Raw genomic sequence first — 18,432 nt, 5'->3', positions numbered from 1 at the left:
GAGGTAGTTATGACATCCCGAAAGACCCTTTTTGCTGCATTTGCGGTGTTCTCGCTTCTGGTGTCGCCGGCCCTGGCTGCTGCTGGTGGCAACGGCCATGGTAACGGCCATGGCAATGGTAGCGGTAACGGCAATGGCAATAGCGGAGGAAACGGTAATGCTGGCGGCAATGGCGGAGGCGGCGGTTCGGTCGGCAAGTCGGCATCCGCCAAGGGCCAGGCCCCTAAGGGCCAGGTCGCCAAGGCCGCTACCCCTTCTGTGTCCAAGGAAAAGAATATCCATGCCAAGCTCGGCCGGTTGAACTCGCTGCAGCGCAACGCCAACGCCTTTATGCACTCCAAGAGCAAGAACTTCGCTGGCGTGCAGGCTTTTGTGACACAGTCGGCAATAGCCAAGAACGCTCAATCGGCGCTCGATGCTGCTAATAAGGCGGTTACCGACGCCAAAGCGGCGCTCGACGCGCTGAATGCGAAAGCGGCTGACCCGAATACCCTGCCCGAAGATGTCCCGACGCAGGCCGACCTCGATGCAGCACAGACAGCATTCGATGACGCCACCCAGGCCGCCGCCGATGCTAAGGCCGCCGCCGCTGACGCCGCTGCCAACGTCCCATCGCTCGATGCAGCCCTTGCCCAAATGGCCAACAAGCCCGTCGACCCTGAGGTCACAGATTGGGCCAATAGCGTACTTGCCGACAAGATCGACCAAGTAGCCGCCAAGCTGGCTCCGGCCACGCCCTAAGGCCCCATGTGGCGGCAGCGATCCAGTCGACGATAAAGCCGTCGGGTTCGCCCGGCGGCTGTACCTTTCTCGCCTATGCAGCGTTGGTCCTAATGCAGGTCCGAGATTCTGGTGATGGCTATTTTGCGAAATCTGCAGCCGCGCCGCCGTCCTCAAGGCTGAATTCATGCGTGCTTCGCGCATCTTCATCGACGACACGAAACCAATGCTCCTGAAGCGCTCTAGGCGACACCCTTTGGCCCGTGACCTTCTCTACCGCAGATAACGGATCATCGGCGTTCGTGGCCTGAGTTGAGACACACTCCTCTCCATGCCACTCTTCCACCTGGTACTCTGGCATGCCGGCCTACCTACCGCTCCCCAGAGCCTTCGCTTCCCGCTCCAGCGTCTCGCGTCGGTTGCCGTGCTTCGCGATCAATTCCTTGACCTGCTGCGGGGTGATGCCGGCCTTGGTGGCGAAATACTCGACTTCATAATCCTCATCGGCAGAGACGCGGTCCCGATCGCGGAAGTCCGTCTTCGTTTTGTCGTCGGCCATTTGCTTTGCTCCTGGTTGAATGATCAACCGCAACGTGCAGCCGCAGCCTTTTGTTGCAGCGGAGCCCGGATTTCCGAAACGGTCACATGGGAAAACGGCCCTCAGTCGCAGGAGGTGCTGGTGTTGCTGTAACTTTGAACGGAACGGTTCTTCTCCTTGACGGTTGTGACGTGAAGGAGATGCCTCATGTTTGAAAGTGTGATGTGGTTGATCGTCGTTGCTGGTGGGCCACTGTTGCTGGCCCTACTGATTGCATACGTTCTTATGACCCGACGCCACCGTGGTCCTGCAGAACGCATGGAAAGCGACCGCGCGACCAAACGGCTCTATAGCCAGGACGAATGTTGATCCTTAGGCTGGCGCAACGTTTGCGCCCACGCTGGCCCGCTGCCTCACGGTGGCGGGCTTCTTCGTTTTCGGAAATTAGGAAAGATTTGGCCCTCTTTGAAAATACAGAGGCAATTCAGCAGATAGCCAAATATCTGGCGGAGGGAGTGGGATTCGAACCCACGGTGGGCTTGCACCCACGCCGGTTTTCAAGACCGGTGCCTTAAACCGCTCGGCCATCCCTCCGTCGTGATCTTTCAATCATTTAGGAACATCAACCGACCCACTGAACGACAGTTGGTATCAAATGACACCTATGCCTTCCGGACCAGCTTGCGGTTCATTTCTCTAGAGCGTTGCGCAGCGCCAAGTCAACCACCGGCGCTGCCCTGGACAATAGGGGGTGGCCTTCGTTGCCCGAACGGGGCTGCGAACCCATTTTTTCGAACGCGAGGGCTCTAATTGCGATCCTTGCTGCCGACCTGCACAAGTTGCAGAAGACCCAGCACAACAAGTGCGAGGACAGTTGCCAAAGCCGCGATCTGCCAGAACCCGAGCCCAACCGCCATGCCTATGGCGCCTGCCAGCCACATGCCCGCCCCGGTGGTAAGCCCTTGAACCTCGCCCTTGGAGAAGAAGATCAGGCCGGCGGCCAGAAATGCCACGCCGGCAGTCGTGGCTTCGATCAAGCGGATAGGATCAATGGCGATTTCCTGACCATCGAAGACGTGAAGGTGAGTAATCTCGATCGTGAGGATGGCAATTAGAGCCGTCGCAACAGAGACGAGGATGTGTGTCCTCAATCCGGCCGGCCGGTTGCGCCATTCGCGTTCGATGCCAACGATGGAGCCAAGGACGGCCGCGAGCAAAAGCCTGGCTGATATTACGGAAAAGGGCAGCCACGTCTGTTGCCCGAAACGTTCAATGAATTCATCCATGAGGCGCAGAACGTATCTCGGGTCGGTCGGTTCCAGCCAGCCGCGCTTCATGCCGTAGATTCACATTCAGGCTCCAAGGGCCTGGGCTAGGTCTCGGATGCCTCTCCACAGGCCCGACCGACCCAAGAACTCCGCCACATTCCTGCCCGGTTCCGGACACAATCGATTAATACGCTGATAAACAATTCCTGCGCACAAGGGATGGGGATTGGCGCGTCGCAGACATTGCTCATCTGGCTCCGCCGAAATTCTAGAAGCAGCGCCTGTGTCGAGACGGTAGGGGACATCGGAAAACATGCAGACCACGACGCATCGGCGTCTTCGTCGCGCTCCTGCTTTGGTGTTGTGCGCTCTTTCGGCTGCGTTGCTGGCCGCGTGCGCGTCGCCGCAGTCCGAGCCGAAAGCCATGGTCTACAAGAAGCCTCGCTCGAAGGAATATTTTGCCGAGACCGAATACGGTGTGAAGGCCAGCCCGCGCGTTCAGTACATGCGGCGCGGCGGCGGCCGCGACCAATTGGGCAAGCCTTATCAGGTGCGCGGCAAGTGGTATTACCCCAAGGAAGACAAGCGCTACGCCAAGGTCGGTCTCGCCTCCTGGTATGGCGATGCCTTCCACGGTCGTCTCACAGCCAATGGCGAAGTCTACGACATGACCCATCTGACCGCGGCGCATCCGACCATGCCGCTGCCGAGCTATGCCCGTGTCACCAACACCGAGACCGGAAGCTCGGTCATCGTGCGCGTCAACGACCGCGGCCCCTATCATGAGGGACGCATCATCGATGTCTCGGAACGCGCCGCGCAAATGCTCGACTATGCCAAGGTCGGCACGGCCAGGGTCAAGGTGGAATATATTGGCCGCGCACCGCTCGACGGCGACGACGACCAATATCTGGTCGCCTCCTACCGCCCGGGCAACCGCCCGGACCCGTCCGATGGCTTGCCGACCGGCGTCATGGTGGCGATGAACGGACCTTCGCCGAGCCTATCTGTTGGCGCACCCCCTGCCGTAGTGCCGTTTCCTGGTCAGTTGACGAATTCCGACACACAGCCAGTGATGTCGATGCAGGCACCGGCCTCAAGCGATGTGACGCTGCCTGAATTCGGGCCGATCGTGCCTCAGCGCCCGGAATCGCCCTTTGCCGTGGCTTCGCTCTCCTATGCGGATGAGCGCGTACAGCGCGCCGACGTCTTTGCAGCGCTTGACGACCAGGGCATGTCGCCAGCCGACATCCTGCAATCGTGGAAGAAATCCAACCCGCAGGCATCGCCTGCCGTTTCCGACTATGTCGCCGCCGGATCCTTCGACGATGCTGCCGAGGCAAAGCGGGTGGCTGCGGCTCTCGAACCGTTCGGCAGGACCGAAATCCAGAGCACCGAACTCGACGGCAATGACTGGTACGCGGTCAATCTCTATCCGGATGGCCATGGCAATGTCGACGACCTCTTGCGCGCGGCATGGTCGCATGGCGCGCCGGACGCGCTGGCTGTGCGCAACTGACCAACAAAGGCACGCCGGTTTTGTCATTGCGCGGTTGATCCGCCGGGAAGAAGCCTGATAGCGTTGCGGCAAGTTTCTGCCGGCTAACAGTCGAGCCTCTTCATGCGATTTCGCCTTTTCCACCCTTTTGCCGGGCTTTTTGGCCTTGGCTTCTTGCTTGCCGCGCTGGTTCCGGCCAACGCGCAGCTTTTCGAGACCAAGGCGACGCAGGCTTTCATGATCGATGCCGAAACCGGCACGGTGCTGTTTTCCAAGGATGCCGACCAACCGATCCCGCCGGCCTCGATGGCCAAGCTGATGACGATGGAGATGGTCTTCAACGCCATCAAGTCGAAGCGCATGAGCCTCGACGACACCTTCGTGGTTTCGGAAAATGCCTGGCGCAAGGGCGGTGCGCCTTCGGGAACGTCGACCATGTTCGCCAAGCTCAAATCGGCGGTCCGGGTCGAGGACCTGATCCAGGGGGTCACCATACAGGCCGCCAATGACGGCTGCATGGTGCTGGCCGAAGGCATGGCCGGCTCGGAAGAGAATTTCGCCGCTCAGATGAACGATCGCGCGCGCCAGATCGGGCTGCCGAAATCGACATTTGTCAATTCCACCGGCCTGCCGGCCGACGGCCAGCAGACGACAGTGCGCGAACTGGCGCAGCTTGGCCTGCATATATGGCGCGAATATCCGGATCTCTATCTCTATTACGGCCGGGCCGATTTCACCTGGAACAAGATCTCGCAAAAGAACCGCAACCCGTTGCTGGCCATGGGCATCGGCGCCGATGGGCTGGCGGTCGGGTCGAGCGAGGCGGGCGGTTTCGGCATTGTCGGCTCGGTCAGCCATGACCGAACCAGGGTGTTCGCGGCGATGAGCGGATTGGCCAATGATCGCGAGCGCGCCGAGGAAGCTCGCAAGCTGCTCGAATGGGGCGTCCGCTCCTTCGAGAAGACCGAGATTTTCGCTGGCAACGAAGTCGTCGGCGAGGCCCAGGTGTTCGGCGGCGCCAAATCCAGCGTAGCGCTGAAGGCAAAGGCGCCGATCGACGTCCTGCTGCCGATCGCCAACCGCGACAAGCTGACCGCCAGGATCGTCTATCAGGGGCCGGTATCGGCGCCGGTGGAGGAGGGGCAACCCGTCGGCGCGCTGCGCGTCTGGATCGGCGATACGCTGAGCCAGGAAACGCCGCTTTTCGCCGCCGAATCTGTCGGCGTCGGCACACTGCCGCAACGCGCGTTTGATGCCGCCAGGGAACTGGCCGTAGGCTGGCTGCGTTGAGTTCCTGCGGCGTGGACCTTTTCTCGGGCGCGGACTAAGACACCAGCGCAAAGCAGGACAAAGGCCTTTCGATTGGCAAGCGGATTTTTCATCACCTTCGAAGGCGGCGAGGGCGCCGGCAAGTCGACGCAGATCGAGCGGCTGGCCCAGAAGATGCGCGCCAAGAAATACGATGTCCTCCTCACCCGCGAACCCGGGGGGTCACCCGGCGCCGAGGCGGTCAGGCACGTGCTCCTGTCCGGCGCCGCCGAGCCTTTCGGGCCGAAGATGGAGGCGCTGCTGTTTGCCGCCGCACGCTCCGACCATGTCGAGCAGGTCATCCGGCCGGCGGTGGAGCGCGGCTCCATCGTGCTTTGCGACCGTTTCCTGGATTCGTCGCGCGTCTATCAGGGCGTCACCGGCGGCCTCGATCCGGCTTTCATGGAAGCTCTGGAGGAGGTCGCGGTCAACGGCATGATGCCGGACATGACGCTGATCCTTGACATTGACCCCGCCGAGGGCTTGCGGCGCGCCGCCGCGCGGCGTGGCGCCGAGGACGGTCCGGACCGCTTCGAAAAGGAGACGCTGGACATCCACCAGCGCCGCCGTGACGCCTTCCTGGCGATCGCAGCCGCCGAGCCGGACCGCTGCATCGTGATCGACGCGTCGGCGCCTCCCGCTGCGGTGGAGGATGTCATCACCGCGGTGGTGTTCGCCGCACTTGAGGCGAGGGCGCCCGCGCGCAACCGACAGGCGGCGCCCGCATGATCTTCGAACGCATCGCTCCCGAGCAGCACGACACACTGGACGGTGTACCGGAGCCGTCCGAGACGCTGCGCCTGGTCGGCCATGAGCAGGCGGCCGCGATGCTCGCTGCCGCCTATCGCTCGGGAAAACTGCCGCATGCGTTGATCTTTGCCGGGCCGGTCGGCATCGGCAAGGCGACGCTTGCCTTTCACCTGGCGCACCATCTGTTGAAGCATCCGGCCTTCGACCAGGCGCCGGATGTGTTTGCCGTTCCCGATCCGGCCTCACCGCTGTTTCGCCAGATCGCCACCGGGGCGCATCCCGGCGTGCTGCACCTGACCCGGCCGCTGAACGACAAGACCAAGAGTTTCAAGACCGTCGTCACCGTCGACGAGATCCGCAAGGTCAACCGCTTCCTGTCGCTGACCTCGCATGACGGCAGCTACCGGGTGGTGATCGTCGATCCGGCCGACGACATGAACACCAACGCCGCCAATGCCTTGCTGAAGAACCTCGAGGAGCCGCCGAGCCGCACGCTGTTCATCCTCATCGTGCATGCGCCGGGCAGCCTTTTGCCGACCATCCGTTCGCGCTGCCAGATGGTGCGGCTGACGCCGCTCGATGCCGGCAGCCTGATGAGTGTTCTGGAGACCGTCGAGCCGCCGCCACCTTCCGATCCTGCCGCGCGCGCGGCACTGGCGGAACGGGCAGGGGGCAGCGCCCGCAATGCGATCCTTCTGACCCAATATGGCGGGCTGGAGATTGCCGGCACGCTCGACGCCCTGGTCACGTCGGGCAAGAGCGACATCGCCGGAGCCTATCGGCTTGCCGATGCCGTCGCCGGCCGCGACCAGGCGATCCAGTTCGACATCTTCAACCGCCGCGCGCTCGATCTGCTCTCCACTGGCGCCAGTGAAGCCGCGCTGGCCGGGGATCTCGCGCGGGCGAAAACGCTGTCCGACACTTGGCACGAGGCGCTGAACGCCATATCTGAGACCGATACCTACAATCTTGACAAGAAGCAGCACGCCTTGACCATGATCGACCGCCTGAATTCCGCAATGCGAATGTGACCGGTTTCGGCATTGGGTCGGGATGGCAATCGCCGTCTCGATGCGATATCCACCGCTCACACTCAATTCGGACATTCATGACGGTTCATTCATGTCACGCGACACATTCTACATCACGACACCGATTTTCTATCCGAACGGCAAGCCGCATATCGGCCACGCCTATACGGTCATTGCGACCGACGCGCTGGCCCGCTTCCAGCGCCTGGACGGCAAGGACGTGCTCTTCCTCACCGGCACTGACGAACACGGCCTCAAGATGCAGCAGACGGCCGAGAAGGAAGGCATAACGCCACTCGCGCTTGCCGACCGCAACTCGGCGATCTTCCGTTCGATGACAGAGGTCCTGGGCGGCTCGAATGATGATTACATCCGCACGACGGAACCACGCCACTACGAGTCGTGCCAGGCGATCTGGAAGGCGATGGCGGCCAATGGCGACATCTATCTCGACCGCTACAGTGGCTGGTATTCGGTCCGCCAGGAAGCCTATTTCGAAGAGAGCGAAACCACGCTCGGCGACGACGGCGTGCGCCGCGAGCCGCTTGGCTCGCCGGTCGAATGGAATGAGGAGGAAAGCTACTTCTTCAGGCTTTCCGCCTATCAGGACAAATTGCTTGCGCTGTACGAAAGCCAGCCCGATTTCGTCGGTCCGGCCGAGCGCCGAAATGAGGTGATGAGCTTCGTCAGGTCCGGCCTCAAGGACATCTCGGTCTCGCGCACGACCTTCAATTGGGGCGTGCCGGTGCCCGGCGACGACAAGCATGTGATGTATGTCTGGGTCGATGCCTTGACCAACTACATCACCGCTGCCGGCTATCCCGACACCAAGGCCGAGCAATGGCGCTACTGGCCGGCCACGCACATTATCGGCAAGGACATCGTCCGCTTCCATGCCGTCTACTGGCCGGCTTTCCTGATGTCGGCCGGCATCGAACTGCCGAAGCGCGTCTTCGCGCATGGCTTCCTGTTCAACCGCGGCGAGAAAATGTCGAAGTCGGTCGGCAATGTCGTAGACCCCTTCACCATGGTCGAGCATTACGGCCTCGACCAGGTGCGCTATTTCTTCTTGCGTGAGGTGCCATTCGGCCAGGACGGCAGCTACAGCCATGACGCGATCGTCAACCGCACAAATGCCGATCTCGCCAACGGTCTCGGCAATCTGGCGCAGCGCTCGCTGTCGATGATCGCCAAGAACTGCGGCGGCGTGGTGCCGCATCGCGGCGAGCTGACCGAAGCCGACAGCGCGATCCTCGACCAGGCGGTGGAAGCGCTGGGTACCGCGCGCCAGGCGATGGCGGAACAGGGCATCCATCTCGCGTTGGCGGCGATCTTCGGCGTTGTGGCGGAAGCGGATCGCTACTTCGCCTCGCAGGCGCCCTGGGCGCTGAAGAAGACCGATCCGGCGCGCATGGAAACAGTGCTGTGGACGACCGCCGAACTGGTGCGGCGCGTGGCATTGCTGTGCCAGCCCTACATTCCGGGGTCGGCCGGCAAGCTGCTGGACCTGCTGGCGGTGCCGGCGGACAAGCGTGACTTCGCGCATGTCCATGCCGACTATGCGCTGGTGCCCGGCACGGCGCTGCCCGCGCCGGAGGGCGTGTTTCCGCGTTATGTCGAAAACCCTGAGGCGAGCGCCTGATGCTCGTCGACAGCCATTGCCATCTCGACTTTCCGGATTTCACCGAGGAGCGGGCGGCCATCGTCGCCCGCGCAAAGGCTGCCGGTATAGGTCACATGGTGACCATCTCGACACGCGTGAAGCGGTTTGCGCAAGTGCTTGAGATTGCCGAGAGTTTCGACGAAATCTATTGCTCGGTCGGCACCCATCCTCACAATGCCGGCGAAGAACTGGATGTGACGGCTGAGGACCTTGTGCGCCTGTCCGCGCACCCGAAGGTGGTGGCGATCGGCGAGGCCGGGCTCGACTATTTTTACGACAAGGCGCCACGCGATGCGCAGGCGCAGGGCTTTCGCACTCACATAGCGGCCGCGCGCGAGACCGGCTTGCCGCTGGTGATCCATTCGCGCGATGCCGATGACGACATGGCTGCCATCCTCGAAGACGAAACAGGGAAGGGCGCCTTCCCCTTCATCCTGCATTGTTTTTCGTCGGGGCGACGGCTGGCAGAGGTCGGCGTGGCGCTTGGTGGCTATGTGTCCTTCTCGGGCATACTGACCTTCAAGAACTCCGCCGATTTACGCGCCATCGCAGCCGATGTGCCGCATGACCGGCTGCTGGTCGAGACCGACGCACCGTATCTGGCGCCGGTGCCGTTCCGCGGCAAACGCAACGAGCCGGCCTATATCGCGCATACAGCCAAGGTGCTGGCGGAGACGGTCGGCGTTGGCGAAGCCGAGATCGCGACGCTGACGACGGAGAACTTCTTCCGGGTGTTCGGCAAGATGCCGCGGCCCGCCGGGCTCTGACGCATGAGCGACCGGCTGCGCCTCACCATCCTCGGCTGCGGCTCGTCACCTGGCACGCCGCGTATCACCGGCGATTGGGGCAATTGCGACCCGGCCAATCCGAAAAACCGGCGTACACGCTCAGCCGCGCTCGTCGAGCGGATAGCAGCCAACGGCGCCAGAACCACGGTCGTCATCGACACCGGGCCTGATTTCCGTGAGCAGATGCTGATGGCGGCGGTCCGGCGCATCGACGCCGTCGTCTATACGCATCCGCACGCCGACCACATCCACGGCATCGACGATCTGCGCGGCTACGTGCTGGAGCAGCGCCATTTGATCGATGTCCATGCCGACCAGCCGACCATGCTCAGGCTGCGCGAAGCGTTCGGCTATTGCTTCGAGACGCCGCTTGGCAGTTCCTATCCGCCGATCGTCAGGCCGCACATCATCGATCACGCAAGCGCGGTGACGATCGAAGGCGAGGGCGGTGCCCTCACCCTCGAGCCGCTGCCGCAGATCCATGGCGACATCATTTCGCTCGGCTTCCGCATCGGCGGGCTGGCCTACTGCCCCGATATAAGCGACTTCCCGGATACCACCGCCGAGCGGCTGCGCGGCCTGGAAATGCTGGTCATCGATGCCTTGCAGTACCATACCCATCCCAGTCATCTGTCGCTCGGTCAGGCGCTTGGCTGGATTGAAAAACTGGCGCCGAAACAGGCCGTGCTGACGCATATGCATGTGCCGCTCGACTATGCCACGGTGAAGGCCGAGGTGCCGGCCAACGTCACTCCGGCCTATGACGGCATGGTGATCGAAATTCCTTTATGAGCAAGCATGATACGAGCAGATCTTTATAAGGACGTTCGGTTCTTCGGCGCGAAGATCAGCAGCGTTCCAATCCGCTCATAGCCCATGCGGGGATAAAGCAGCGCTCCGGCACGCGTCGCCAACAGCATCGAGCACCGCGACCCATGCGCTTTGTCGTCATGCAGCATTTTGGCCATCAGCGCCTGGCCGATGCCTCGACGCCGCTGCGAAGGCTCGACAAACATTGCCGAGCACCATGTGGCGCCGACGGCGTTTATGCTGCGCACACGCCCGACGATGGCGTCGCCATCGAGCGCCACATACTGGCGAAACGGCGCATCGTCGCCGAGTTGATCGTCTGGAAGTGGCCGCCTGCGTATGACCTTTCCCAGTTGTGCAGCGCGTTCAGCCGTCCTCACGCGTTCGATAGAGACGATTGCTGGCGGGTCTGGAATTTGGCGCAGCGACTGGACGAAAAAGCCTTCCGTCCGCAGCAGCCGGTAGCCGAGCGCCTTGTAGGCAGTTCGCGTCGGTTCGTCCGGGCCGTCATTCGCGATCACGACCGAAACGGCAAAGCTTGGCCGCGCATGCTGCCGCACGATGGCATCGGCTTCCTCGGCGGCGACGTCATGGACGATCCATTCTTCGCCACGGTAGTCGCGTGCATTCTTGCGCTCGGCATCGCGCATCAGCCACAAGGGTCCGACGCGGCTGGCCTCGTAGGGAAAGGAACGGCTCTTATCGGTACTGAAGCCGTGCACGAACACTTCGATCGCCGCTTCGATGTCACGCTTTGCTGTCGTCATCGACACAGCGTAGCGTTGGCCATCGGCTCAAGGCAACACGCGTCGATCATGCCAAACCCGTGAAAATCGCAGCAATTTCCAGCTTCAGTCTAATGCACAAGTTCCATAATCTATCTTATGCGACTTTCATATGTGGCTGCTGCTTCCATTAGGGGCGTGCCAATATACGCCCTGCTGACTGAGATGCAGGCCGGCGGCTCTGATCGCTTGGCGGGAGGAACGTTGACGAAGCAGTGGCGAAATGAGTTGGCGTGGTCTTCATTTCTCAAGGGATGGCGCCTTTCGCAAAGGCCTCGACTTCCTGCTCGACGGGCTGGCACCAGGATAACGAACAGGAGCGTCATCCCGAAAAGCTTTCCAGGAGGCCGCTGAAGGCTGCTGCGATTGCAACAAGATGGAAGACGCCAAGGGCCAGCCATCTGGAGCCGCCGGCGCCCGCAACAAATGCCCCATAGGCAGGAAACTGCAGCGCAGCCAATCCGATGGAAAGGCCGGTGATCGTTGTGTTGGTCAACAGCGTTGCCAGCATGGGGACCGGATAGAGAAGTCGCGCCAGCCCATAGTCGCCATGCCCGGCTCCGGCCGAATAGAGCGTCAGGAAAAAGGCGACGCGCGTGATGCCGAGGCCGACAAGGAACCCTGCCCGCGAGGAGAATCTTGGCGACGTCATCTGGCCATGGCCATGGCAGCGGACGGGTCGCGGTCGTCAGGCGCGAGCTTGGACGAAGCGACAAGCAGCTTCTCCTGATCGGCCCGCGACTTCGGCTCGATCGCGATTTGCAGCAGAGGCCAGGGCGCGGCAGACTTCTCCATCATGACGCCATGGTTGCAGATTGATCGGGTGGCCGCAACGGAGGGGTCTACGCCCGGCCGGCCGCCCGGCCCGTCCCTTTCGCTTCCTGACTGTGGACGCGCGCCAGAAAATCGCGCACCAGGGGAAGCGCCTCATCGAAATGGGTTTCGAGCAGCCAGTGGCCGGCGCCGCCGATGAGATGAAGTTCTGCTTCCGGCAAATCGCGGTGGTAGGCATGCGCCGATTGTGCCGGCATGTAACCATCCTCGGGGCCCCAGACAATGAGCGTCTGCGGTTGGTGCTCGCGCAGATAGCTCTGATAGCGCGGGAACCAGCCGAGGTTCGCCTCCAGCTTCTCCATCAGGCCGACCGCGAGCCGCCGGCGGATCGGCGTGTCCATCAAAGGCCAGTGGAGTTTCCAAAGATCGGGAGGCACGCGCTCGGCTACAGCGTAATCCACCTCTCCGACAAACTCGTGCCGGAACCCCTCCTCGCTCACCGCCTCTTCCAACGGCCGGTGCTTTTCGGGCGTCTTTTCCTTCCAATAGGCTTTTATCCCAGCGTATTTCGGCCCGAGAACATCCTGGTATATATCGCCGTTCTGGATGATGAGTGCCGCGATGCGCTCGGGATGTGCGATGGCGTGGCGCAGTCCGATCTGCGAGCCATAATCGTGCAGCCAGAGAGCATAGCGCGACATGCCGAGCGCATCGGCGAAAGCTGTCAGAAACTCGGCATAGGCATCGAAATCATAGCCAAAAACCAACATTTCGGGCGTGGCGCTATAGCCAAAGCCGGGAAAGTCCGGCGCGAATGTATGCCAGCGATCGGCAAGTGCCGGCATCAACCGTCGGAATTGATAGGACGAGCACGGATAGCCGTGCGGCAGGAGAAGGACGGGAGCATCAGGCGGGCCGTCTTCGCGATAGAAGATGCTGTTTCCGTCAATGTCGATCCGGCGATGTTGCAATTCTACCTCCTTGCTCAAAGCTTGCCCGCCACTTTGTTTACGGTGCTCCGGCAAGAAGGTTCCTTTGAAGTCAGGGCGTGACGGCTTCCGGCTGTCCATTCCCCGACAGGATCTGCAGCGTTCCGCGCGTGGCGTTGCGGAACGCATCGTCGAAACTGACGCCACGTACCTGCCAGCGAGAGTCCTTATCCTTGAAGCTGAGCCGCCAGTCGCCGACCCAGCCCAGCGCTTCCTGGCGCCATACCAAAGTGCCGGCAAGCAGGGCGTCCCCATCCAGCGTGTTGGCGACGTCGGCGAGCGCGACGTCGGACGGCCGAGGCAACTCCAGCGGCAAACCGGTCCGGTGCGCCGCGTCCGCCAGCGCAACGCGCATATCCGCCGCAAGCTCGCCGCCGCCATCGCGCACCAGCGTGAAGCCGTCGCCTTTCATCGGCCTTACATCCAGCAGTGCGACGATTTTTGGCCGCGGCACCGCCCACGGTTTGCGCCCGAGCGACGCCAGCAAGGCATCGATCTTGTCCGGGTCGAAATCGGCGGTGATGTAATGCGGCCGGTCGTGGGTGCCCTGCTCGTCATGCGGCGGGCGGTTGTTGAGCAGGTCGCGGTAGCCGACACCAGTGACATAGTCGGCCGCGTGCCGGCTCATGTCCGCAACACGCGGGTCGCCGATCAGCCGCGGGTCGCCGGAAACCTTGACCAGCACCTCTTCAAGGCACGGCGCCAGGCCCCACGCCCGGTTCTCCTCGCCAGTGCCGCTGGTCACCGATTGCGCGCGGTAGAGGCTGGCGCGGTCGATGTCGGCGGCAGCGACCGGAAAGACAATCAGCACAGCCAGCGCCGCTGCCACAAAGCCCAATTTCAAGCATCCAGGCACCCGCCGACCCTCCCGAAACGGTCCGGAACATCCGTTGGAGCCATACTCCTGATCATCAGGGAGTTTCAAGGTGCCGCCCATCAAGGCGTATCGCCGACGATGCGCCGGTGTACGCCGTCCAGGCTCTCGGTGAGCGCATCGAACACGTTTCGCGCCGTGAGTTCGCGAAGAACCTGTTCGTTGATGCCGCCGCGCGTCGCATAGTCCTGCGCCAGATGCATGAAGTCGGCATCCGGCGACATATCAAGAGCGCTTCCCAAGGCTTTGAAAAGCGATGCGATGTAATCGCGCCCCTTTCCTTCCTCGACGCCATTCTTCTTGAGCCAGCTGTTGATCGTATCGAGATATCTGAAGTAGCTGGCATAGGTCGCGGTGACCACGCTCAGCGCATTGAATTCGGCTGGGTTCTCGACCTCGATCACTTTCCCCAGACTGCCGAACAAGGCAGCGACAGTGGCATCCGGCGGGCAGATGATCGTTGCCCCCAGCCGGTGGGCAATCATCGGCATGGGCAGCGCTTTCGTCACCTGGTGCGCGGGTGCGGTCAAGCCGGCAATCTCCTCGCGCGGCAGCGTGGCGATCAAGCTGATGAGGTGATGCTCGCGCCGAAACCGCAAACCCGGCAGGACGTCATGCGCAATTTGCGGCCGGACAGCCAGCATGACCAGGTCGCATTGATCGAGAACCGCCTGATTGTCATCAGCGATACACAGATCCGGATAACGGGCTGCCAGCTCTGCGGCGATCTCTTCATTGCGCGGCGACAGCAGCACGGAGACGGAGTTATCCGCGACGGATTTGAGCCCGCTGACAATGGCCGCTGTAAGGGCACCCGTGCCGATGAAGCCAAGTTTCATCGCGCCTGTCATTGTCACAGTGGCGCATGGTAGAGCCGTACCTGATAGCTCAGCACGCGCTTTTCACCGGGCGCGATCAGCATCACGCCCGGCTTGTCCGCGAACTCGCCATCGAAATCGACGGGGCTGGCAAGCCCGTGCCAGGGTTCGATGCACAGGAACGGAGCGCCTTCGGGCTTCGACCAGATGCCCAATTCCCTAAAACCCTGCCACGACATCTCGATCGCCGCACCGTTCGCGGCGGCATAGCGCACGCTGGTGCTGGCCGGCCGGCCGAGGATCACGGCGTCTGCCTCGAACAGCTGTTCGGAAAGCGCCAGCGTTTTGCCTTCGATGGGCGTCGGCCGCGGTGCAGCCAGCACCAGGCCATCCTTCAGCCGGCGGATCGGCGCCGGCTCGTCCTGGGCAAAGGTCAGGTGGTAGTCGGTCTTGGCGAGCCCTGGCTGCAATGGCCAATTGAAAGCCGGATGTGCACCAATGGAGGCTGGCAGCGTCTCGTCGCCGGTGTTGGCAATCTCGAAGCTCACACCAAGTTCGCGACGCTCGAGCGTGTAGGTGATGGCAAGGCGAAAGGCGAACGGATAGCGCGTGCGTGTATCGGCATCGTCGGTCAACACCAGCGTGCAGGATCGGGGACTCGTCTCAGCAGCCCACACAAACGGCTTGTCGCGGGCAAATCCGTGCTGCGTCAGGGGATAGACCTGGCCCCCATGGCGGAGCTGGTCGCCCTTCAGCCGGCCGACGATCGGAAACAGCACCGGCGAATGCCGCCGCCATTCCGGCCCGGCCTGCCACAAAAACTCCAGACCCTCGGCATTGCGCAAGGAGACGAGCTCGGCCCCCTGCCCGACAATGGTCGCCGAAATGCCGTCGCCGTGAAGCGTCACTTGTTCCATGCGTTCTCGCGGAAAGCTGCGTGCGAGCGCCAGGTTAGCAAAAGCCCGCATGGACTCAAGGGCGCAGCGACATCGCGCTGATAGAGGAGCGATGTCTCGACGGCAAAAACGACAGTGGCCGGAGATTCTCCTCCGGCCACTGCGAGATCGAGATTGTTGCCCTGCTACGGTTCGACTATTCGCGCTCGCCGGTGAAATTCAGCAACAGCTGGAAGATGTTGACGAAGTTCAGGTACAGCGACAGCGCGCCGAAGACGGCGAGCTTCTGCTGCGATTCCGCATCGAAATTCTCCGCATACTGTTCCTTGATCGTCTGCGTGTCCCAGGCGGTCAGGCCGACAAAGACGGCAATGCCGATCACCGAGATGGCGAACTGCAGCGCGGTGGAGCCAAGGAAGATGTTGACGACGCTGGCGATCACCACACCGATCAGGCCCATGATCAGGAAGGACGAGAACTGGGTCAGGTCGCGCTTGGTCGTGTAGCCGTAGAGGCTGGTGGCGCCGAACATCGTGGCGGTGATGAAGAAGGTGCGCGCGATGCTGGTGCCGGTGAAGACCAGGAACACCGAAGCCAGCGACAGGCCCATCACCGCGCAGAAGGCCCAGAACATCAACTGGGCGCTCGCCGCCGACATCGTCTGCATCTTGAACGAGAACAGCAGCACGAAGGCGAGCGGCGCCAGCATCACCACCCATTTCAGCGGGCTGGAAAAGATCGGCACGTAGAGGGCCGGCGTCGAAGCGACCACCATGGCGACGATGCCGGTGACGACGAGGCCGATGCCCATATAGTTATAGACACGCAGCATGTGGCTGCGCAGGCCCTCGTCATAGACGGCGCCGGCGCGCGCGCCAGTGCCCATGCGGTATCCGAGGTCAGGGGTATTCATTACGGGTTCTCCTTATGTGGTCTCAGTAAAGCGTCTTGAGCAGTAAAGTGTCCTGATCAGTAAAGTGTCTTGGCAAGCGTCTCGGCGGCGCGGTCGAGGTCGTGGACATCGCTGCGCGCGACGACCGCGTACGCGACCTCGCCGATCTGGAAATAGGCAGAGGAGATGTCGCCGGAGGGCGCGATGGCAGGCTTGACCACGTCGAAGGTTCCGGGCCGGATCGCAAACAGCGAGACCAGCCCCATATCCTTCGTCTCCAGCGCCACTTCGACGCTCGGCCCGAAGCGCGACGGATAGATCTGCACGTCGCGGACCTTCCAGTCCTTGGGCAGCGATGGCATGACGATTGCGGTGGCGGCGCGGATTTCGTCGCCATTGTAGTTGGGCGCCTCCAGCTGCGAGGGCATCGCCTCGCGCATGAGCGTCGTCTTGTGCGCCCGGATCGCTTCTTCGACATAGGCGGGCGGCGGCGGCGAAGCCACGACCTTGGTCACCAGCAGCGGCCCGAAGAGGCCGTTCGCCAGCCAGCCGGCAGCGACAAAGACGGCGACCGCGGCCGCCCGCTGCAGCACGGCGAAGACGCGGCGACTGGCCAGTCCCCTGCCCAGCCGGCGCGCGACTTCAGTCGTCGCCGGCCGCGCCATTCCTGTGGAAGCAGCCAGCGCCAGGCGCAGCTCGTCGCGCGTCCTCAAGTCGGACATCACCCGCGCCGCAGCCTCCGGACGAGCCGACAGGAACGCCTCGACCTCGATGCGGCGCGCGACATCCAGCTGGTCGTCGACATAAGAATCGAGATCGGTATCGGTCACCGGGTCCCGCAACAGGTCGGTCATGACGGGTCTCCCACGATCCTCAGATGGCTTTTGGCCGGCGAAGGTGCAGCGTTTTCCATCTCGCGCAGTGCTGCGCGCGCCCTGCCGATGCGCGACATCAGCGTGCCCAGCGGCACCCCGCTGGCGTCGGCGGCCTGCTGGTAGGAAAGGCCCTCGATGGCGACCAGATGCAGCGCCGAACGCTGCTCCTCCGGCAGATGGAAAAAGGCCTCGCGCACCTGCGCCAGGCGCACGGAATGTTCCTGCGGCGCCGGCGTGCTGGCATCGGTGAGATAGCCGGCCTGCTCGACACGCGCCGCTTCCGACCGGCGCGAGCGCATCTTGTCGATGAAAGCGTTGTGGACGATCGACAGCAGCCATGCCCGCAGATTGCCGCCCGAGCGGAATGTGTCGCGCCGCTCATAGGCGCGCACCAGCGCATCGTGCACCAGATCCTCGGCGTCAGTGCCGTCGCGCGTCAGCGAGCGTGCGTAGCGCCTGAGCGAACCCAGCTGTCCGACAATATCGAAGCGTGGCATCGACCGTTTCATGCCCCGTTTACGAAACAGGCGGGGATCTTAATCCATCGCCACCAAAACTTTTTTGCCTCGCCACAATAGGCATCATGCAATCAGAAGTCCGCTGCGCACTTACCCATCTCCCGTGCGGCAGATGTTTGCTTTATGGATGAAGTCTAGCCTTATCCGTCTGTCCCAGGAGCAAAAGATGGCCAATGGTAGTCGTGTAACGGGTTTTGCAGCGTTGCCGGTCGTCGGCAGGGTGTTCATCATCTTTGGCATTGTCGGACTGATCGCTTCCGGCGTGCTGGCCATCGTCGAGATGTACGGCCCTCGTACCGCTTCGGCGACAGGCAGGATTGTCGCCGCCGAATACAATCCCCGCATCGAGTTCTCGACCGCCGACGGCACCGTCATCCGCTTCAACAATGCCGTCCACAGCTCGTTCTGGGGTGATGGCGACAGCGTCCCTGTCGCTTACGACCCAACCAATCCGCAAAATGCCTCCGTCGACAGCTTCGCCGGACGCTGGTTCCTTGCCGGGCTGGCCGGCATGCTCGGCGGTTTCTCCCTGCTGGCCGGCATCGGTCTCGCCGTGATTGGACGGGTGCTTATCCGGCGGATTGGAATGAACCCGTCGCCATAGCCGCCGACCCCTGCCGTACAGACAAAGCTTGGC

At 62.5% G+C, this 18,432-nt stretch carries 22 protein-coding genes and 1 tRNA gene; 10 read left to right on the top strand and 13 right to left on the bottom strand.

What is annotated here, in order from left to right:
* Nucleotides 1-9: 9 nt before the first annotated feature.
* On the top strand, nucleotides 10-741 hold the full coding sequence (locus NKI31_RS14205) for a hypothetical protein (protein WP_352651871.1): 732 nt from the start codon (nucleotides 10-12) through the stop codon (nucleotides 739-741).
* A 346-nt stretch (nucleotides 742-1,087) separates the two neighbouring features.
* On the opposite strand, the gene NKI31_RS14200 is transcribed toward NKI31_RS14205, so the two are convergent.
* Nucleotides 1,088-1,279, bottom strand: a complete 192-nt coding sequence (locus tag NKI31_RS14200; RefSeq protein WP_023668952.1) for a DUF3606 domain-containing protein — start codon at nucleotides 1,277-1,279, stop codon at nucleotides 1,088-1,090.
* 186 nt (nucleotides 1,280-1,465) lie between these two features.
* Between NKI31_RS14200 and NKI31_RS14195 the strand changes: the two genes are divergently transcribed.
* Complete coding sequence (locus NKI31_RS14195) at nucleotides 1,466-1,627, top strand: hypothetical protein (RefSeq protein WP_352651870.1); 162 nt, start codon at nucleotides 1,466-1,468, stop codon at nucleotides 1,625-1,627.
* Between the two features lie 135 nt (nucleotides 1,628-1,762).
* On the opposite strand, the gene NKI31_RS14190 is transcribed toward NKI31_RS14195, so the two are convergent.
* Nucleotides 1,763-1,852: transfer RNA gene (locus NKI31_RS14190), tRNA-Ser, on the bottom strand.
* A gap of 212 nt (nucleotides 1,853-2,064) precedes the next feature.
* Nucleotides 2,065-2,595 carry an MgtC/SapB family protein gene (locus NKI31_RS14185; protein ID WP_502899135.1) on the bottom strand — a complete coding sequence of 177 codons (531 nt, stop codon included), beginning with the start codon at nucleotides 2,593-2,595 and terminating at the stop codon, nucleotides 2,065-2,067.
* Nucleotides 2,596-2,839: 244 nt separating this feature from the next.
* On the opposite strand from NKI31_RS14185, the gene NKI31_RS14180 reads away from it, so the two are divergent.
* From NKI31_RS14180 to NKI31_RS14150, 7 genes are all read left to right on the top strand, one after another.
* Complete coding sequence (locus NKI31_RS14180; protein ID WP_023701721.1) at nucleotides 2,840-4,045, top strand: septal ring lytic transglycosylase RlpA family protein; 1,206 nt, start codon at nucleotides 2,840-2,842, stop codon at nucleotides 4,043-4,045.
* 102 nt (nucleotides 4,046-4,147) lie between these two features.
* On the top strand, nucleotides 4,148-5,314 hold the full coding sequence (locus tag NKI31_RS14175; RefSeq protein ID WP_023748650.1) for a D-alanyl-D-alanine carboxypeptidase family protein: 1,167 nt from the start codon (nucleotides 4,148-4,150) through the stop codon (nucleotides 5,312-5,314).
* Nucleotides 5,315-5,386: 72 nt separating this feature from the next.
* A complete protein-coding gene (tmk, locus tag NKI31_RS14170; protein WP_023748651.1) occupies nucleotides 5,387-6,061 on the top strand; it encodes a dTMP kinase in 675 nt (224 codons plus the stop codon).
* Nucleotides 6,058-7,113: a DNA polymerase III subunit delta' gene (locus NKI31_RS14165; RefSeq protein WP_023748652.1), complete on the top strand. Its 1,056-nt coding sequence runs from the start codon at nucleotides 6,058-6,060 to the stop codon at nucleotides 7,111-7,113. Before tmk ends, NKI31_RS14165 begins: the two co-directional genes overlap by 4 nt.
* 91 nt (nucleotides 7,114-7,204) lie before the next feature.
* Entirely contained in the window at nucleotides 7,205-8,755 is a 1,551-nt protein-coding gene (metG, locus tag NKI31_RS14160) for a methionine--tRNA ligase (RefSeq protein ID WP_023668947.1), read from the top strand.
* Nucleotides 8,755-9,543 carry a TatD family hydrolase gene (locus tag NKI31_RS14155; RefSeq protein WP_352651869.1) on the top strand — a complete coding sequence of 263 codons (789 nt, stop codon included), beginning with the start codon at nucleotides 8,755-8,757 and terminating at the stop codon, nucleotides 9,541-9,543. Before metG ends, NKI31_RS14155 begins: the two co-directional genes overlap by 1 nt.
* A 3-nt stretch (nucleotides 9,544-9,546) precedes the next feature.
* Nucleotides 9,547-10,356, top strand: a complete 810-nt coding sequence (locus NKI31_RS14150) for an MBL fold metallo-hydrolase (protein WP_031193348.1) — start codon at nucleotides 9,547-9,549, stop codon at nucleotides 10,354-10,356.
* A 23-nt stretch (nucleotides 10,357-10,379) separates the two neighbouring features.
* Here NKI31_RS14150 and NKI31_RS14145 read toward each other — a convergent pair whose 3' ends face one another.
* The 10 genes from NKI31_RS14145 to NKI31_RS14100 all read right to left on the bottom strand — a co-directional run bounded on the left by NKI31_RS14145 (nucleotide 10,380) and on the right by NKI31_RS14100 (nucleotide 17,786).
* On the bottom strand, nucleotides 10,380-11,141 hold the full coding sequence (locus tag NKI31_RS14145) for a GNAT family N-acetyltransferase (RefSeq protein WP_352651868.1): 762 nt from the start codon (nucleotides 11,139-11,141) through the stop codon (nucleotides 10,380-10,382).
* 340 nt (nucleotides 11,142-11,481) lie between these two features.
* Nucleotides 11,482-11,811, bottom strand: coding sequence for a hypothetical protein (locus NKI31_RS14140; protein ID WP_352651867.1), 330 nt, complete (start codon nucleotides 11,809-11,811; stop codon nucleotides 11,482-11,484).
* On the bottom strand, nucleotides 11,808-11,957 hold the full coding sequence (locus NKI31_RS14135) for a hypothetical protein (protein WP_352651866.1): 150 nt from the start codon (nucleotides 11,955-11,957) through the stop codon (nucleotides 11,808-11,810). The genes NKI31_RS14140 and NKI31_RS14135 overlap by 4 nt, the downstream gene beginning before the upstream one ends.
* A 44-nt stretch (nucleotides 11,958-12,001) precedes the next feature.
* A complete protein-coding gene (locus tag NKI31_RS14130) occupies nucleotides 12,002-12,922 on the bottom strand; it encodes an alpha/beta fold hydrolase (RefSeq protein WP_245263966.1) in 921 nt (306 codons plus the stop codon).
* A gap of 52 nt (nucleotides 12,923-12,974) precedes the next feature.
* On the bottom strand, nucleotides 12,975-13,751 hold the full coding sequence (locus NKI31_RS14125; protein WP_352651927.1) for a DUF8605 domain-containing protein: 777 nt from the start codon (nucleotides 13,749-13,751) through the stop codon (nucleotides 12,975-12,977).
* Nucleotides 13,752-13,858: 107 nt separating this feature from the next.
* A complete protein-coding gene (locus tag NKI31_RS14120; RefSeq protein ID WP_352651865.1) occupies nucleotides 13,859-14,635 on the bottom strand; it encodes a pyrroline-5-carboxylate reductase in 777 nt (258 codons plus the stop codon).
* 14 nt (nucleotides 14,636-14,649) lie between these two features.
* Nucleotides 14,650-15,531, bottom strand: coding sequence for an aldose 1-epimerase family protein (locus NKI31_RS14115; RefSeq protein ID WP_352651864.1), 882 nt, complete (start codon nucleotides 15,529-15,531; stop codon nucleotides 14,650-14,652).
* Nucleotides 15,532-15,706: 175 nt separating this feature from the next.
* A complete protein-coding gene (locus NKI31_RS14110; protein ID WP_023710521.1) occupies nucleotides 15,707-16,423 on the bottom strand; it encodes a Bax inhibitor-1/YccA family protein in 717 nt (238 codons plus the stop codon).
* A gap of 56 nt (nucleotides 16,424-16,479) precedes the next feature.
* Nucleotides 16,480-17,256 (bottom strand): anti-sigma factor family protein, encoded by a 777-nt coding sequence (locus NKI31_RS14105; RefSeq protein WP_352651863.1) that lies wholly within the window; start codon nucleotides 17,254-17,256, stop codon nucleotides 16,480-16,482.
* Nucleotides 17,253-17,786 carry a sigma-70 family RNA polymerase sigma factor gene (locus NKI31_RS14100; RefSeq protein WP_502899134.1) on the bottom strand — a complete coding sequence of 178 codons (534 nt, stop codon included), beginning with the start codon at nucleotides 17,784-17,786 and terminating at the stop codon, nucleotides 17,253-17,255. Before NKI31_RS14100 ends, NKI31_RS14105 begins: the two co-directional genes overlap by 4 nt.
* 175 nt (nucleotides 17,787-17,961) lie before the next feature.
* Here NKI31_RS14100 and NKI31_RS14095 point away from each other — a divergent pair, with 175 nt between their 5' ends.
* Nucleotides 17,962-18,399 carry a DUF3592 domain-containing protein gene (locus NKI31_RS14095; RefSeq protein ID WP_352651861.1) on the top strand — a complete coding sequence of 146 codons (438 nt, stop codon included), beginning with the start codon at nucleotides 17,962-17,964 and terminating at the stop codon, nucleotides 18,397-18,399.
* Nucleotides 18,400-18,432: the final 33 nt, after the last annotated feature.

The sequence above is a fragment of the Mesorhizobium sp. M0659 genome (genome assembly GCF_040320605.1).
In the GTDB taxonomy this organism is placed as follows: domain Bacteria; phylum Pseudomonadota; class Alphaproteobacteria; order Rhizobiales; family Rhizobiaceae; genus Mesorhizobium.
The sequence above is the reverse complement of the archived record's forward strand: the minus strand, read 5'-3'. Positions and strand labels throughout refer to the sequence as shown.